At 44.3% G+C, this 17,931-nt stretch carries 12 protein-coding genes; 4 read left to right on the top strand and 8 right to left on the bottom strand.

Going from position 1 to position 17,931, the window contains the following annotated elements:
- Positions 1-208: 208 nt before the first annotated feature.
- The 4 genes from FN808_RS11945 to FN808_RS11960 form a co-directional block, all read right to left on the bottom strand.
- Positions 209-1,987, bottom strand: coding sequence for a RagB/SusD family nutrient uptake outer membrane protein (locus FN808_RS11945; protein WP_221930032.1), 1,779 nt, complete (start codon positions 1,985-1,987; stop codon positions 209-211).
- Between the two features lie 32 nt (positions 1,988-2,019).
- Positions 2,020-5,466, bottom strand: coding sequence for a SusC/RagA family TonB-linked outer membrane protein (locus tag FN808_RS11950; protein ID WP_185958373.1), 3,447 nt, complete (start codon positions 5,464-5,466; stop codon positions 2,020-2,022).
- A gap of 56 nt (positions 5,467-5,522) precedes the next feature.
- Positions 5,523-6,344 (bottom strand): FecR family protein, encoded by an 822-nt coding sequence (locus FN808_RS11955; protein ID WP_185958374.1) that lies wholly within the window; start codon positions 6,342-6,344, stop codon positions 5,523-5,525.
- Between the two features lie 594 nt (positions 6,345-6,938).
- Positions 6,939-7,502, bottom strand: coding sequence for an RNA polymerase sigma factor (locus FN808_RS11960; RefSeq protein WP_185958375.1), 564 nt, complete (start codon positions 7,500-7,502; stop codon positions 6,939-6,941).
- Positions 7,503-8,084: 582 nt separating this feature from the next.
- Between FN808_RS11960 and FN808_RS11965 the strand changes: the two genes are divergently transcribed.
- Positions 8,085-9,587: a sodium-dependent transporter gene (locus tag FN808_RS11965; protein WP_142714835.1), complete on the top strand. Its 1,503-nt coding sequence runs from the start codon at positions 8,085-8,087 to the stop codon at positions 9,585-9,587.
- A gap of 473 nt (positions 9,588-10,060) precedes the next feature.
- Positions 10,061-10,930: a lytic murein transglycosylase gene (locus FN808_RS11970; RefSeq protein WP_142714836.1), complete on the top strand. Its 870-nt coding sequence runs from the start codon at positions 10,061-10,063 to the stop codon at positions 10,928-10,930.
- A 67-nt stretch (positions 10,931-10,997) separates the two neighbouring features.
- Here FN808_RS11970 and FN808_RS11975 read toward each other — a convergent pair whose 3' ends face one another.
- From FN808_RS11975 to rsmA, 4 genes are all read right to left on the bottom strand, one after another.
- Positions 10,998-12,860, bottom strand: coding sequence for an outer membrane protein assembly factor BamB family protein (locus FN808_RS11975; protein WP_185958376.1), 1,863 nt, complete (start codon positions 12,858-12,860; stop codon positions 10,998-11,000).
- Between the two features lie 167 nt (positions 12,861-13,027).
- Positions 13,028-14,713 carry a chaperonin GroEL gene (groL, locus tag FN808_RS11980; RefSeq protein ID WP_142714838.1) on the bottom strand — a complete coding sequence of 562 codons (1,686 nt, stop codon included), beginning with the start codon at positions 14,711-14,713 and terminating at the stop codon, positions 13,028-13,030.
- Positions 14,714-14,773: 60 nt separating this feature from the next.
- Entirely contained in the window at positions 14,774-15,067 is a 294-nt protein-coding gene (gene groES / locus FN808_RS11985) for a co-chaperone GroES (protein ID WP_142714839.1), read from the bottom strand.
- 256 nt (positions 15,068-15,323) lie between these two features.
- Complete coding sequence (gene rsmA, locus FN808_RS11990; protein ID WP_142714840.1) at positions 15,324-16,100, bottom strand: 16S rRNA (adenine(1518)-N(6)/adenine(1519)-N(6))-dimethyltransferase RsmA; 777 nt, start codon at positions 16,098-16,100, stop codon at positions 15,324-15,326.
- Between the two features lie 148 nt (positions 16,101-16,248).
- Here rsmA and FN808_RS11995 point away from each other — a divergent pair, with 148 nt between their 5' ends.
- Both FN808_RS11995 and FN808_RS12000 read left to right on the top strand, forming a co-directional pair.
- Positions 16,249-17,463, top strand: a complete 1,215-nt coding sequence (locus FN808_RS11995) for an alanine dehydrogenase (RefSeq protein ID WP_142714841.1) — start codon at positions 16,249-16,251, stop codon at positions 17,461-17,463.
- A gap of 73 nt (positions 17,464-17,536) precedes the next feature.
- Positions 17,537-17,911 (top strand): hypothetical protein, encoded by a 375-nt coding sequence (locus FN808_RS12000; protein WP_142714842.1) that lies wholly within the window; start codon positions 17,537-17,539, stop codon positions 17,909-17,911.
- Positions 17,912-17,931: the final 20 nt, after the last annotated feature.

The following is a 17,931-nucleotide window of genomic DNA, read 5'->3' on the forward strand; positions in this document are numbered from 1 at the left end:
TATTTTAACCATTAAAATAACCGTAATGGAATATATCAAAAACATTGAAACACATCTCATAAGCCACCACGATCCATTTTAAAACCATGACATAATCCTATCGGGTGCTCCTCCTGTACAATAAGCTGCCAAAATCCGAAGATGGAAGAAAGGTCACAGTGAATACGATAGATATAAGACTATATTTTTTTCCTACAGCAGCATAGAATTATTTTTCAATCGTATCTTCAATCGTATCAAGTGGTTCACTGTTATTTTGATAACCTTCGTAACCATAGTTTTGATTGATTGTACCCTGGGTGTTTGCTGTAATTATGTTTTGAGGAATTGGCCAGTAAATGTTATATGGCTCAATTGTAACAGATTGACTACTCCACCAAGTGCCGGGCGGTTGATTATACAAATCATTTACCCTCATTACTCTATCATACCACCAGCTTTTTTGTCCAATAGTTTCTAGTTCATAGCCATTAGTATTTAATCTGGCCATTATATTTGATACCCTAACCATCTCTGTATGGCGGGGTTCTTCCATATATAATTCACGTGCCCGCTCATCAAAAATATAGTCTATTGTTACATCAGCCCCTGTAATGGAGGGAGCATTAGCACGTAATCTAACCACATTAATATCAGCAGCGGATTGAGCTAATTGCTCATTCCAGTAATATGCTTCAGCTCTTATTAAATAAGTTTCTGCAAGACGAAATAGATACCAATCTCCATTTCCTCCTCCCCACGTGCTTTCCTCCTGACTTGTAGGATTATATGTTTTGTAGTGAGGCCATGAATACCATCTTAATGTAGTGTCGCTTGGAGTCGACCACCGTTGCTCGATACGCTCGCCAAAGTTAGGAGAATCAGCCACATTATAACGAATTTCTCTCATTTCAATCCAATTTATATCTGATCTCCTAAGGTCTGGCGTAGTTTCCCAGGAGTAAGTTTCATCTCCCCATATTCCATATTGAAAGTATTTATTCGATACCGTAATCCCTTGACCCCTCATAACTGTATCCATAAGGGCTGAAGGGTATTCAATGCCCCTTTGGCCATCTATATCTTTCACATCCCACCAATGAGGATTAAAGTTTGCAGCCAAAGATCGATATCTCCGAGCTTCCTCCGGGGCTTCGGCTCTATCCACCAACCCCAGGATAGTCTCGGTATTTTGACCATTATAAATATTTTCATGTCTAAAAAGATCCCAGATCACATTACGTGTTGGATCATCTGACCAACTTCCAAATCTATTAGTCATTAAAGCAAAGGGACCCTCAATTACGTTTGTAGCAGCTTCAATTGCTTTATCAAATTCCGTATTTGCCAAATAAATTTTTGCCAACAGATGCCAGCCGGCATATTTCGTAGGGACTCTGGGAGGCGCTGACTCAGGCATCCACTCCACGGCCCATTCTAAATCTCTTTGAATCTTATCTAAGATTGCCCATCTGGAGTGAGTTACAAAATCAATTTTAGCCCCTTTCAATTCCTCACCAATCCACGGTACATCCCCATAGGAATGGATTAATCTATAATACAAATATGCACGATGCCAAAATGCTTCCGCAAGAAGCCGATTACGTATAGATTGATCTTGCCATGCAACCTCATCAATGCGAGAGATTAGCACGTTCGGATCTTTCAAATACTCATAGATATCACCAAACATATCATCCACCGGGTATCGCTCTGGCGTGCCAGTAGGAGTAAGAAAAGAGAAATCAGGTCCATACCCTCCTACCGCTAAATCAGATGAAACATATTCAGCCGTCGACCAGCTAAAAAAACCATAATGCTCATCTTTGAGATTTTTTCTCATCGTTACAAGTAACGATTCAAACCCCTCTTCATCTACATAAACATTTTCTGGTGTAAATGTTGAAAGCGGTTCAGGTGCGAGCCAATTATCGGTACACGAGTTAAAAAACTGACTCAAAAACATTAACCCGCATATAAGACAGACTTTTATATTTATAACTTTCATATCTTATTGTTATTTATAAATTTAGCAGTCATTTATAATGACAAGTCAATTCCGATGGTATATGTTTTGGGCATAGGAAGCATCCTTGATTCTGGATCCCACCCTGCAAAATCATCAAAAGTCAACAAATTACGAGATGATAAATATATACTCATCGAATTCACATCAAATCTTTCCAACAGTGAGTGAGGCAGCGAATAATTTAGAGTTACGTCTTGTACTCTAACAAATGTCCCCGGCTCATAAAAATTTATTCCTCCACCGTAAGCTGTATGCTTAGGTCGTAAGCGAGCATATTCATTATTTTTATTTTCTGCTGTCCAATAGGGTAAAGGACCCATATCATAATTTCGCCTGTCATGAGATAAGGTTCCTCTCAAAGCTTCATTAAATGGGATAAGATGCCCCAAGTCTCCCCTAATAAATATGTTGGCACCGAATGGCCCCATATTAAAATTATTTCTTAACCCTATGTGGAATCGAGGTTTTGTGTGACCTATAAACTGTTTATCCTCTACATCTACATACCTTCCATCATTATTAACATCCTCAGCTTTATAATCCCCCGGCAACATATTGTATTCTGCAGCTTGTTCAGCCTCTTCCATCTGCCAAACACCTGAAATATCATAATCCCATACGGCATCTATAGCGTGACCAGGGAACCAATTGTTTGAAAAGTCTGGCAGTTCACCTCTGTGCTGCTCCCCTAATAAAGTATATTCACCCAAATCTCCATACAGAGATACAATTTCATTCCTATTGAAAGAAAATGCCAAATCTGTACTCCAGGAAAAATCTGGTTTTATAATGTTGTTGCTCGTTATACTGATATCAAGTCCCCGGTTTTTCAACTCGCCAAGATTAGCTGTTACATTTGAAAAACCTGTAATAATCGGTAAACGCCTGTTCATCAATACATCCTTTGTAGTACCTATATAATAATCTGCACTTATGCCCAAGCGGTCATTTAATATGCCAATGTCAGTCCCAAAATTAAGAGCTGTAGTTTGCTCCCAAGCCAGATTTTCATTTGCCAGAGAAGAATTCTCAACTCCAACGTTAACACTTGAACCGTCATAGTCCAGTGTTGAGCTTAACGAAGCTAAAGCAGAATAAGCACCAATTGAACGGTTGCCATTTATACCCCAAGATACCCTTAATTTTACTCTGTTGACGAACCAGTCGGTATTATAAAAGTGCTCGTTTGATACTCTCCATGCTCCTGCCAAGGCTGGAAAAACAGCTCGGGGTTGATCCTGACCAAAAGCAGAATACCCATCCCTGCGGACTGATGCAGTAAGAATATACTTGTCAAGCAGGGTATAATTCACTCGCCCCATCAAGGCATCCGCCGTCTCTTTGGTGTCTATATTGTTCAAATTCGGACTGTCTCCAAACTGTAGTCCGTGGTATCCCAAATTCGCATTAGGTGCAAAATTTTGATTGGATTGAATTTCATACAAACTAGATTTTTTTTCGATATTGTATAAAAAAGTAAGATTTACTGAATGAATGCCAATCTCTTTCTTCCACGTCAATAAATTATCTACCATCCAGTCACTAACCTTACTATTAACACGACTGGCATATCCTCCCGGATATGTCTGTGTACCCGTTATCGTTTGTTCTCCCCAAAAATTCAGTTCATTTGTGTATGATAACCTCGGTTGAAAGGAAAATTCATATTCAATATTAAAAGGAAATGTGATCTGTGTATACAGATTCGAAAAAATCGAGTTTATTTTCCTGTCACGATTGTGCCCATAATAGTTCATCAATGGATTGTAGGCACTTGGATCACCATAAGGACGTAATTTGAGGGATCCATCATCATTACGCACCTCACCAAACGGACTGGCAATATACATTAAGGCTAGACTTGCTGGTGTATCTCCTTCATCTCTGCTACTATATTGTGTATTTGTCCCTATAACCAGCCAATCATTGATTTCATATTCCAAATTTAGCCTTGTGCGAAATGTAGAATATTCATCTCCCTTAATTAACCCTTCATTATTTAGATACCCTACCGACCAATAGTAATTTAGATTTTCCAGTCCTCCACTAACACTTATATCATAATTTTGCCTTATTCCATCATTCATAACCAAATCATACCAATCCACTGTCTTTCCAGCCAACGCATTTTCTTGCTCAGCCGGATATAAATTTAACCTTTGAAGATACTCGGTATAAGGATCCGGATTAGGACTATCATTTAAATTTAACCATTCATCAATACTTAAACTGTTTGGCAAATCATCCGGATTAGTATAAAAATACTCGGAAATGGTTGGATTATTTCTTGTTGTTTCTCTGAAATAATCTGCCCTAAATGTCAAATACTCTTCTGGTCCCAAAGGTTTTCGATCTTTTGTTGGCGTAGATACACCTACTTTTGAAGAAAAACTAATTGTGGGTTTACCTTTAGCTCCTTTTTTAGTTGTAACGAGCACGACACCATTCGCAGCTCTTGACCCATATACAGCTGCAGAACTAGCATCTTTTAATACATCAATTGTTTCAATGTCATTAGGATTAATATCTCGCAAACTCCCATTATAAATAACTCCATCAAGAATAATCATAGGATCTGTATTTGCACTTATTGAAGTTGGCCCCCTTACTTCCATAGATCCACCACCAGCAGGAGAAGCTGATTGTTGAGAATAGAATCCAGGAATGGTTCCGGACAGCATCTCAGTAAGCTGAGAAACAGATTGTTTGTTATAATCATCAGCTTCTATTCGGCTAACAGAGCCTGTAAAATCTTGCCTTTCTTGCGTCCCATACCCTACCACGATAATTTCATCCCCTGATATTGCCTGTTGCTCCATTTCAATGTTAAGCTCAGTTTGTCCATCAATGGGAACCTCCTTGGTTTGGTATCCGATAAAGGATACAACTAAAGTGTCCTGCAAGGAAGGTACCTCCAGCTCAAACGCACCATTTACATCTGTAGAGGCTCCTCTTGTCGTTCCCTTTACTAAAATATTTACTCCAGGCAGTGTTTCTCCTGACTGGGCATCGATAACAGTTCCAGTTATTTTTTCCTGAATTTTGGACAATTGCTGCACTTTTTTTTCTTTGATCACAATCACTTTTCTATTCTCAGATAAGGTAGCATACAGATCGGTCCCTTCGAGAGCAGCTTTTAAAACAGTATAGATGGATTCATTTTTACCTTGGTATGTTATCAATTTTGAAGGAACCACCTGTGTATCATACGAAATCCCAACATTCACTTTACGAGCTAACTTCTGCAAAACACCAGGCAGAGGTTCATTCTCAAAATGTACCGAAACGAGAGGTCGCTGACTATCATTGGATTTATCCAAGAGTGATGCTGTTACCGGACTTATTTGACCTGCAAAAGCCATATTTACCAGCAATATCATACCTATACATAAGGGAAATACTCTGAGAACTATCTTCTTTCTTCTTAAGAATAACGCATACCCGTTGTTCTTGTCCATACAATTCATCCTCTTAATTTACTTTTTCCTTTATCTATGCTGTCATTTTGACAAAACTATTCCATCCAGACAATATAATCCCCTTTCATTCTGAAACGTATATCAAAGGTATTTGCAATTGTTTTTATCACTTCTTCCAAATCAACTTTTTCCATTTCTGCTGTTAGCTGCAGATCTTTGAGCTTGTTACTTTTGAACACAACCTTTATTCCATAAAGTCGCTCGAGCTGACGACTAACCTGTCCCAGCGGTTCCCCGGAGAATTTCAGTCGATTCTTAAACCAGCTTACATAATTTTTAGCATTTGTGTTCTCAATTGTAATTTGGCTGTCAGTAAACCGCAATACACCAAAATTGTTATGTGTCAGCAGTGCACTGGCCGCATTATCAGTATCTCCACTCTTTAAGGCCACCTTTCCTTCAAGAACGGCAACTTCAACACTGTTAGAATTGGTATCAGCCTTAACATTAAACTTAGTTCCTAGCACCTCAACAACAGCCCCTTCCATTCTTATTAAAAAAGGGCGTTTTTTATTACTTATTACGTCAAAATATGCCTCCCCTTCTAATTCAACTTCTCTTCTTTCAGATTTGAATGCCTCCGGCACAATCAGTTTTGCATCTTCATTCAGTCTTATTCGGGTCCCGTCGGTCAACGTCAACACTTTTTGCTGATCCGACTCGGTTACATAAGTTGTATAAACGGGTTCTGTATTTTCATCCCCCTCCGCAGTGGTAATTCCCCCCCAATACAACAGGGATGAAAGTACGGCTACCAATAGCAAAATGGAGGCAACGCGCCCCCCCACCCAGCGATGCTTCTTATACTCTTTTTTCTTACTCAGCTGAATACGATTGAATACTTTTTCGGTTTCCACATCCGGATAAATTGACAGCTCGTCGTCTTTCGTCAACTGCCGTTCCATATCTTGTTTTAGAAATGCCTGTCCCTCCTCTGTTTGGAACCAATCCAGAACCTTGTCCAACTCCGCCTCGGAGCACTCGTCACGGAAATATCTGTTCAGCAGCCTGCGGTCCATTAATACTCAAATCTTTGCGGTTGTTGCCTTCTTTACTAATACTACAGCTGCCAATCGTAAAAGTATTACGCTAAATTTTTTTTGACAAAATTATTAGAAATGAGTAAGAACAAAATAGAAGTTTATGATGGACTTTATTTTTATTATCTCACATTATTAAATGTTTTTATTCAGCTCATTTTAATCTTGAATAACATCTTGTAAAACACTCTATATATCAAAATCAAAGTTTATTACTAATATCTACTCCCTATTTATTTTCAGCGGTTTTATTGGTTACAAATCCACCATACCAAGGTCGCAGGAAAGGCCTTACAAAAGACTCAATTAAAAACAAAAAGAAGGAATGCCAGTTCAAAGTTATCACAGCATACCAATACATATCTAATTATAGATTTCCACACATCAAATACTGATCCATAAAGAAATGTGTTAACTACCTGTTTCTTTAGTCATTTTTCTGTGTACATACTCTTTTATAAAAACAGATGCCTTATAATACTGTGATTTTACAGTATGAACAGATATATCAAGGTATGCTGCCACTTCCCTATTATTTAAACCTTCTTCAGTGCGCAGTTTTAAAACTTCACGCCTCTTTTCAGGGAGCTGTTCTACATCAGTTTTATATATATCCCTGTATTTTGAAAGCTCAATAACATTAGCAGTTTTGAAACGGTCTATTTTTTTCTCATATGAAAGTTTAATGTGTTTCTTGAGCCTTCGCTTGTCCTCATCAATAACATTCAGTACATGATTTTTGATGGCCGTAAATAAGAATCCCTTTAATGATCCTGATGCTCTGAGTTTCTTTCTATTGTCCCAAAGGGAAACAAAAACTTCATGAACAGCATCTTCAGCCAATGGTCTATTTCTCAAATATTTGAAAGCCAGCCTGAACATACGACTGTGATATTTCAAATAGATGCTTCTGAAAGACATTTCATCTCCCTCCCTCAGCTTTTGCAATAGAACTACATCCTTCTCATCATCCAACCCCATTTTCCAAAAATAAATTTAACCTATTCAAATTTTGGACAAGCTCTATATACTGCTTAAACTATTTTTGCTCTCCTTAAAATATGCATAAAACTAAATGAAGAATGGACACTTTAAAATTATAAGAGCAAAAATTATTTTGAACTAACCCTTTTAAAAATCCCTATACACACCATAATTAAAAAGGATATAGTGAAGAAAACAACTTTGAAAGAGTCTTCTCTAACTTTCATCCAAACTTTAACAAATTATTCTTTTAAGTAGAATTCAACATTCCAAATGTGTATAAACCGGAATTACAGTACATTCGCTTTTCTCTTAGGGCGTCTATTCATTCAGCTCAGACAGTCAAATAAAGCGATAAAAAGTAGCTTAAAATCTACGGACACTTCAATCGCAACCAGCTGTCGTTCTTGATACCTCCCCAAAACCCTTTGACTTCATCTGTTCCTGCTTATTGCGCCCCGCAGGCTGCTTTAAGGGATACCAATAAACAGGTTGCCTCTGCATAAAAAAATTATTAACAATAGATGCGGCTTCCATAATAAACCTAAAAACTGAAATTTTCACTGCTTCTCCATGCCCACAAGCTCAGATAACAGCAGTTCCGATCTATTTTCATCGAAAATCGGGTTAATTTTAAGTGTTTTGGGTATTGCAGTAGGCACGGGGAACATCTGGCGGTTTCCACGTATTGCAGCACAAAACGGGGGACAGGAAGGAGCCGGTGCTTTTCTCATTGCATGGATATGTTGTCTTTTCCTGTTTTCCATTCCCTTGATTATTGCTGAGTACGGCATCGGCAGGAATGGACGCAAAGGAGTCATCGGTTCCTTCATCAGGCTGGTTGGTAAAAAATACAGCTGGATGGGGGCCTTCATCGGCTTCGTAGCCACCGCTATCATGTTCTACTACAGCGTTGTCGCCGGCTGGTCGCTGTTTTACCTGGTCGAATCGATAAGTACTGGTCTGCCCGAAAGCATGCAGCAGGCAAATAGGGTCTGGGAGGGGTTTCAAAACTCACTGTGGCCTTCTGCATTTCACGCCCTGATGATGGGGGCGGGAGGATTCGTCGTGGTAAAGGGGGTTTCCTCCATTGAGCGTATCAATAAGATCCTGATCCCTTCACTGCTGCTGGTTGTTGTCATCTCGCTTGTCCGCGCAGTATCCCTTTCCGGGAGTGTCCAGGGTCTTCAATACCTGTTTACCCCCGACTGGTCTACCCTGGCCACCCCCTCCCTCTGGCTCGAGGCCCTTACCCAGAACGCCTGGGATACCGGTGCGGCCTGGGGACTCATTCTCACCTATGGCGCATACATGCGGAATCGCGACGATATCAGCGTCAGTGCCTTTCAAACCGGCATTGGTAACAACATCGTCTCCCTGCTGGCAGCCATGACCATCTTTGCCACTGTATTCGGCACGCTGGGCAGCAACATGACCTCAGGGGAAGTACTGGAGGTCATGAAAACCTCCGGGCCCGCCTCCACCGGTCTTACGTTCATATGGATGCCCCAGCTTTTCAATGAAATGTCCGGCGGCTCCCTGTTCGCTATTCTTTTCTTCCTGGGATTAACGTTTGCCGCCTTCAGCTCCCTTATTTCGATGATTGAACTGTCCAGCCGGGTATTTGTAGATATGGGCTATGCACGTACTCATTCAACGCTTTTCATCTGCCTCACCGGCTTTTTGATGGGCATGCCCTCAGCCCTCTCCCTGGATGTGCTGGCCAACCAGGATTTCGTCTGGTCCGTGGGCCTGATGGTCTCAGGAGCCTTTATATCGTTTGCAATTATTCGTTTCGACCCCTCCCGGTTTCGATCTGAGATTGTCAATAACGGCGAGCAGCGGTACACCCTCGGCCGCTGGTGGGAGATCATCATCAAATATGTGGTTCCGGTGGAGGTCATCTCCCTGCTGCTTTGGTGGATGTACCTGAGCATCACCGCCTATGCTCCCGACAGCTGGTACAATCCACTCAGTGCCTTTTCTGTGGCAACGATTATCCTGCAATGGGGGCTTGTGATGGGGCTATCCTACCTCTACAAGAACCTGCTTGCCGACAGAACAACCATTGACTAAAATGGTCGACCTGTCACCATCCCTGTGTTTACATTACGGCGAGGCACCACGCCATATGGAATCAGGGCTCGCTTGCACCAAGCCCGTTATTATCAGAGGTAAAGCCAGAAAGTACCGTTGTGCACCGGTCTTGGGCGGACCTCTGATACTGCGCAGGAGACCGTATACACCGTTACCGCCCGGGCGCTGGCAGTCACCGTGCACCTTCCGTTTTAAGTTGGTTGTGATTCTCCCTCGTAATGAGCACCAGCCCTTCTTCAGCGTGGACGGAACACCGGGTGCTCGGTGACAACCTGTATAACTACAACCATGAAAAGCCCATCTCCACCAGATCCCTCTTGCCCGTCTGTTTACACAACTGCCCAAACACTCCCTACTTTAAAAAAGAGATTCTGCCACCCATCGTTGTTAAAAATGGTACAAAATTTTTATATATATTGTTACACAGTCTCCATTAAAGTTCATCAGTACTTATGACCATCATCGCGTCTGTTTCGAAAAAAAGTTCGTTACTCATTATGCTTCTTGCCTGGGCCATATCCTCAGCACAGGCCCATTCTTTTGCTGCAGATAAACCAATACCGGCATCGCCCGCCGGGTGGCATGCTTCACCAGATACCCTTTCACTGCCCGCGCACTCCAATTATGAATCCTCTCTCTCAGCTCTCCTCGAGGCCTGCCGCAGGAAGGGATATGAAATTGAACCGCTGCTTCGCGACGATCGGTTTGAGATCTATGAGGGCATAGGTGATCGTTTCCGTAAATCTGCCGAACGGAAGTCCATCAACCTTGAAGAGTATAAAAAAATACTCGGTTTTGATGACAAGAGAGATCGCGGGGCTGACTTTATACGCAAGCACGCCGATCAGCTGCAAAAGGCCCAGGAAAAGTATGGCATTCCCAAATATGTCATTGCAGCCATCATTGGCATTGAATCAGATTTTGGCCAAAACATCGGCAGCTATAACCCTTTCAATGCCTACGTATCAATGTATGCGGTAGATTACCGGGCCGATTTTGCCAAAGCACAGCTGCTCGAACTCCTGGACTTTACCCAGCGAAACAGCATCGATGTTTTCGAGTTGAAATCCAGCTATGCAGGAGCCATGTCTTTTGCCCAGTTTATCCCCTACTCGCTGAATAAATGGTTTGTGGGCGACGATATTTTTGACATGGACAATAACATCATGTCGGTAGCCAACTATCTGGCCTATTTCCAACAGCGCACCAATAGCCTGCGAACCTCCGTGCTCCGTTATAATCCAAGCGGCCTCTATGCCGATGCCGTAATGGATCTGGCAAAAGAAGTTGAACTCGCCACGGAAATGAGCGCCACTCATTGATGGCCATAAGAAAAAGGGGGAACACGGTTTCCCCTGCCCCCCCTTGAGATCACAGCTTCTCATCTGTTCAATATATTTCAAAGCTTTTGATGCCTCCGTCCGTGATGGTGATTAGCTGCTGAAAATCAGCGGTCGGATTATATCCCTGACGGCCCAGGCGTCCGTGAAGATCTTTATCAGGGCCTCCCAGCGTGAAGTTTGCAACTTCCGAGGGACTGCTGATGTTGAAAACATGGATATTTTCCTGGCCCGAAAGCAGCCGCTCCATTTTAATCACCAAAAATTGATCATTGATGTCAAAACTCCTCAGGCGCCCTTTGGGTGCTTTGCTAAACTGCGTTGTGAGATCTGCCTTGCTGACAATAGCTACCCCTTTGAACCCCACCAGAACCAGCTTGTCACCCGACTCATGGATATACTTTATTTCTCCCATCCCATGGTCTTCGTAGGATGAATCGGCGAGGACGCTGCCATCCACCAGGCTGAACTTGTACAATGATTTTCCTCCGGCGGCCCAGGCATGATCCTCTTCATAAATGACATTGGAAACATGATTTTCAAAAGGCTCCGTCAGTTCCCAGGCCGGTTCACCGCTCTTTTTTGAAAAAGCATAAAATCCGAGCGGCTTCACCTTTCCTACAATACTGGAAACATTCCCCGACATCGTATCCGGCTGCTGGGCCGAAAGTCGTACAATGAGATGATCATCCCGGAACCGCATATCCCGGATATCCGTGGTATTTTCCATTTCGACCTGCCACAACATTTCGCCGGTGGTGTAGTCAAACTTCTGGATCTGCTTATCGGGCAAGCCAACGGCTTTAACCTCCTCTGGATTTACGGCGTAGACCGCATCACCTTCCAATTTTGGCGCAGCCGTCTCGGGCGTCTCCATCGGGTTGTAATCCGTCGTAAAACTGGCCAGCTTGGCATTGCTTTCCTGAATACCGTCACGGGTTCCAAACAGGCGCTCCCCACTGTCAAAATCAAAGATCTCTACGGAGCCCCCGTTGAAATCCAGATGTACATTTTCTCCCTGCTTCCTGACAACCCTTAGCTGTTCGCTTCGGCCGGTATAGCTTGATTTCCATTCTGTCTGTCCCGTGGTGGCATCCAGTAATGCCACCTGCTTGAGCTCGCGGTCCACATTGGCATTTTCCAAGACATCTCTTAGCCCAGCCATGCTGGTAGCCAACAAAAGCTGATTCGTAGCAGGCAGGTATTCAACATCAGCAATTCCGGTTCCCGCCATTTCTTCATTTTCCCAGAGTATTTCCCCGCTTTTACCCTCGATGAAATACAATTTTTCCACCGTTCGAAACAGAAATCCGTTTTGCTCAGGCACTTCCCGGATCATGCTTTCAATCATGCGGGTCTGCAGGGCCACAGCTGACATCCCCTTGGCCCCGAGACTGCCTCCCATCAGCTCATTGATGGCAATGTTAGCAATGTCCTGATACTTGTCCAGGTTCCATACATACGACGTCGAAGACCAATTTTCCTGCCCGCTGTCAAGATTAATACTTCGCACCCGGTCTCCTTTCTCCACCTGATTAAAAAGAAGCATCGCTCCCAGCTGCGGCAATTCCTTGTGGTAATATTTGATATCCACTCGCTGGCTTACCAGCAGATCTTCCTTGACCTGTTCTTTGAAATCACGCCCGATTTCCGAGAAGAATCCGCCTCGTTCGCGGATGTCATTAACTACTACCCGGCCGCTGTTTCCGTCCAGCATTACCATATCCTCTTTGCTTTGAACAATCAGATAATCTGACGGTGTAATCTCTGCACTGTTAAAATTCTCCCAGTTCAGGTTATAGCTCCATCCCTGCGGTATGGATGCCTTTTTGGTGGATGCACAATTCTGTAGAAAGACAGCCAGACATAGCAGTGCCATCCCCCTGCAGAAGGTCTTCGTATTTGCTCTCATAGTGATGTTTTTCATTAAAAAGGTAGCTGTTCACTCCTATATACGAAGACCAACAGAGGAACAGCTCAATTCAAATAAAAAGCCCCACTCTTCCATCAGCTGGAAAAGTGGGGCTTGACGTTGTTAGAACGTCCTCAGCCGTAAGGCTTTAAGAGCGTGGAGTGGATTTACATCATGCCACCCATTCCGCCCATTCCGCCGGGCATACCGCCGCCCATTCCGCCGGGCATACCGCCGCCGGCAGCAGGTCCGTCATCGTCGTCATCGCCTTTGGAAGGCTTATCAGAGATGAGGGCCTCAGTGGTCAGCATCAAGCCAGCCACGGACGCAGCGTTTTCAAGGGCCGTACGCGTTACTTTTGTTGGATCAATAACGCCGGCCTTGATCAGATCCTCGTAGGTATCCGTACGTGCGTTGAATCCGAAAGCGCCTTCGCCTTCTTTCACTTTCTGTACAACGATGGACCCTTCTGATCCGGCATTGTTCGCGATGGAACGCAGCGGAGCTTCGAGAGCTCGTCGTACGATGTCAAAGCCGACCTCCTGATCAGGGTTCTCCCCTTTCAGTTCGTCAAGTGCTTTCTGAGCTCGCAGCAGGGCAACACCGCCACCGGCTACGATGCCTTCTTCAACGGCTGCACGAGTTGCGTGCAGGGCATCTTCGACGCGGGCTTTCTTCTCTTTCATTTCAACTTCAGAAGCAGCGCCAATATTCAGCACGGCAACACCGCCGCTGAGTTTGGCAAGACGCTCCTGCAGTTTTTCACGATCATAGTCGGAAGTGGTAGATTCAATCTGACCTTTAATCTGGTTGACGCGGGCCTTGATGTCATCATCAGAGCCTTGTCCACCCACAACAGTCGTGTTGTCTTTGGTGATATTCACCCGATCGGCAGTGCCGAGGTAATCAAGCGTAGCATTTTCCAGCTTATAACCACGCTCTTCAGAAACGACCGTACCATTGGTCAGTATTGCAATATCTTCCAGCATCTGCTTGCGACGATCGCCAAAGCCCGGAGCTTTGACTGCAGCAATTTTCAGCGAGCCGCGAAGCTTGTTCACAACCAGCGTAGCCAGTGCTTCGCCTTCAATGTCTTCAGCAATGATGAGCAGTGGCTTTCCGGTTTGAATCACTTTTTCAAGGATGGGAAGCAGATCCTTCATATTGCTAATCTTCTTGTCGAAGATCAGAATATAGGGTTCTTCCATCTCTGCAACCATATTTTCAGAATCGGTCACAAAATAGGGAGAGAGGTATCCGCGATCGAACTGCATACCTTCAACCGTTTCAAGATACGTTTCGGTACCCTTGGCTTCCTCAACAGTGATCACACCGTCTTTTCCTACTTTCTCCATCGCATCGGCGATATTCTGACCAATCTCCTCGTCACCATTGGCAGAAATAGAACCTACCTGCTTGATACTGTCGAGGCTGTCGCCCACCGGTTTGCTCATGTTGCTGAGCTCCTTGACGATAGCTTTCACGGCGGTCTCAATTCCCCGCTTCAGTTCCATTGGGTTTGCCCCGGCCGTAACATTTTTCAAGCCGGTCTGAATAATGGACTGGGCAAGAACAGTCGCCGTAGTTGTTCCGTCACCGGCATTATCGCTGGTCTTGGAAGCAACTTCTTTTACCATCTGAGCGCCCATGTTCTCGCGCTTGTTGGACAGCTCGATTTCTTTGGCTACCGTAACACCGTCTTTGGTTACAGTGGGTGCACCGAAAGATTTTTCAATTACTACGTTTCGTCCACGCGGTCCCAGTGTGACCTTGACAGCATTGGCAAGCTTGTCAACGCCACGCTTTAGAGCATCGCGTGCATCCATATCATAATGAACTAGTTTTGCTGACATAGTTGTCTATAAATTTTAATTGTTTGTAATTGGTTATGTATCAAAAATAAGGTGAGATGCTTAGGAAACGATTCCAAGAATATCGGCTTCACGCATGATCAAGTACTCTTCACCATCCAGTGTAATCTCCGTACCTGAATATTTTCCATAGAGCACTTTGTCGCCTTCTTTTACCGACATGTCAATCTTGGTTCCGTTTTCTACTTTGCCGGGACCTGCGGCAACCACCGTTCCTTCCTGGGGCTTTTCTTTAGCCGTATCAGGAATAATAATTCCGGAACTGGTTTTCTCTTCGGCAGGTTCTGGCTGAACCAAAACGCGATCGCTTAACGGTTTGATTTTAGATTTAGCCATAAGTATGACTCCTACAATTTAAGGTTATTAGTTGAAGTTGAAATTCATCACTATCAGCATAATAATGCTGGAAATACGTTCAAAAATCGTACAAAGCAAATGACTTTGTTAAGACATATAAGTGAGCAAGGATCGTACCAAACTATTGCTAATAACCAATTAATATCACAAAGGGCGCTTTAAGCTGGCGAAATCCCGTTTTATGGGTTAATTCATTGCCAAGTTGAAAGATGGCGATAAAAGAGTAGCCGAAATTTCAGGTCAAAATGCCACTTTTCTCGAATAGTGCTGTCAACTTTTCATATTCGGATGGCGGCCAGGCTTCAGCCCGTTTATCAAAATCGAAACCTGCAGGTAGCCGGTCCTTGGCAATCAGGGGCTTGAGGGCATTACTCAATTTTTTTCGCCGCTGGTTAAAGGCCGTTCGCACAACAGTCTTTAGATGCTTATCCGTACAACGCAGGGCCCCCTTGTCAAAAGTTAATTTTACCATGGCACTTTCCACATTGGGCTGGGGACTGAAACAATGGCGTGAAACGGGGAACAGGATTTCCGGCGTACTCATCAGCTGAGTCTGTACACTCAAAATCCCGTAATCCTTGGTCCGCGGTACGGCCACCAGGCGTTCTGCCACTTCTTTCTGCATCATCAATACAGCATCAGATAGCAAGGCCCGTGACTCAAGCAGGGAAAAGAGAATCTGGCTGGTGATATAATACGGAAGATTGCCCACCAGATGCGTCCGCTCCTTGCCAATGGAATAGTCCGTCCAATCCACTTCCAGCACATTACGGTGATGGATCACGAGGTTATCAAACTTCTCTTCCAGGAAGGCGATGGCTCGTTCATCCAGCTCCAGGGCCAACAGATTTTCGAAACGGCGAACCAGTGCTTCAGTAAGTGCCCCCGTACCCGGACCAATTTCAATCACCCGATCGTCTGGGCGGGCCGGTATGGCATCGGCAATTTTGTTGATAATATTGTCGTCCGTTAAAAAATGCTGTCCTAAACTCTTCTTGGGGCGTAAACTCATCAGTGAATATTGAATTCAGAATTAGAAATGCAGGGCTGCTTTTATTGCTAATGCACCATTCCGCATTCATATTTTAAATTGTCTTTTTGCTTACTGTAGTTGTGTCAATTAAATTATCAGAAATAAGGTCTCTGCAAAACATTCGTTTATGGACATAAAGCCGCTTGAAACCGAACAAATTGGTATCCAGACGCTGGAAAAGCGACTCATAGAATCCGAATCCAAAGTATCCCTTAAGATAGGACTCCCCAGAGAGGTTTCCAATGATGAACGCCGGGTTTCCCTGACGCCCGGGGGAGTATCAATACTCAAAGCCAACGGCCACGAAATTTTTGTGGAAAAAAAGGCAGGGGAAGAGGCTAATTTCACTGACCAGGAATATGCCGATGCCGGCGCAGAGATAGCCTATGGCATTGATGAAATTTACCGTAAAGCTGAAATGATTGTCAAAGTGGCGCCCCCCTGCGAGGAAGAACTTGATCTGCTGGAAGAAAGCCACATCCTCTTTTCCGCCCTGCACCTGGGAAATGCGAAAGAGTCTTTTATTAACACCCTTATTGAACAGTCTGTCACCGCCTTTGGTTTTGAATTTATACAGGGAGAGGATAAAGAATTTCCCATTGTACGGATGATGCATGAGATCACGGGATCCATGGCAGTACAGATCGGCGCCCATTACCTTGAGAAGGGAGAAGGGGGGCAAGGCATCATGCTGGGGGGCATTTCAGGAATCCCCCCCGCGACAGTGGTTATCCTGGGCGCCGGCATTACGGCTGAATACGCGGCCCGCACAGCCCTGGGTTACGGGGCCCAGGTGTTTGTCATGGACAATGACCTGGCCCGGCTGCGCCACCTTGAAAATGCTCTCGACCGTCGTATTATCACCGCCACAGCCAACTACCAGTATATCTCTTCCGCCCTTGAGCATGCCGATGTAGTTATCGGGGCCGCGATGCAGGAAGGAGACCGGGCTCCCTGCCTGGTGACCGAGCCCATGGTAATGAACATGAAGGCTGGCAGCGTTATCGTGGATACCGTCATTGACCAAGGAGGCTGTGTGGCCACGAGCCGGGCTACGACCCATTCGAAACCTACCTTCCTGGCCCATGATGTCATTCATTACTGTGTGCCGAATATCCCGTCGAATGTTGCCCGGACGGCTACCTATGCCCTCAACAACGTGATTGTACCCTACCTGCTTGCTATCGGTGATGCCGGCGGTATTGAAGAATGCCTCTGGAGCAACACGGCCCTGCGCAACGGCACCTACGTCTACAAAAAAAACCTCACCAAGAAATCGCTGGCCAACCTCTTCAATCTGCCCTACCGAAGTATAGAAATGCTTATTGCCAGCCAGATATAAGGGTATTGCCTATGGGTATCCATGTCGTTAGAATCATATTGTTAACTTCTTTTAATAGCCGACAGCTGAAACCTTGAAACACTCCGAGCTGAGCCATAAGAATTTCAGGCGAATCAATATCATCAACTGGCTGCTCTGCCTGCCCCTGCTTCTTCTTTTTACCTGGCCGTATATCTACATTGCCCGGTACCTCATGATCCAGGATGTGCTGATGTATGCCGGGGCGGCTTTTTTTGCCGTACCTTTTATGATCACCATCCTTCACGGACATGTGACGATGGTTTTAGGCAGCGCCCACCGCCATCATTACTACAACTGGCTTACCGACTATCCCCTGACGTTCGGACTGTTATTTCATCCGCTTATGATGCGGACGCGCTTTCGACTTGTTCTGCTTATCGTCAGCCTGGTATTCTTTGCGGCGGGATGGATTCTTGCTGGGAGATAAAAAAAGGCACACCAACCTAA

Origin of the sequence: Fodinibius sediminis (assembly GCF_900182555.1) — a bacterium.
GTDB classification, from domain to species: domain Bacteria; phylum Bacteroidota; class Rhodothermia; order Balneolales; family Balneolaceae; genus Fodinibius; species Fodinibius sediminis.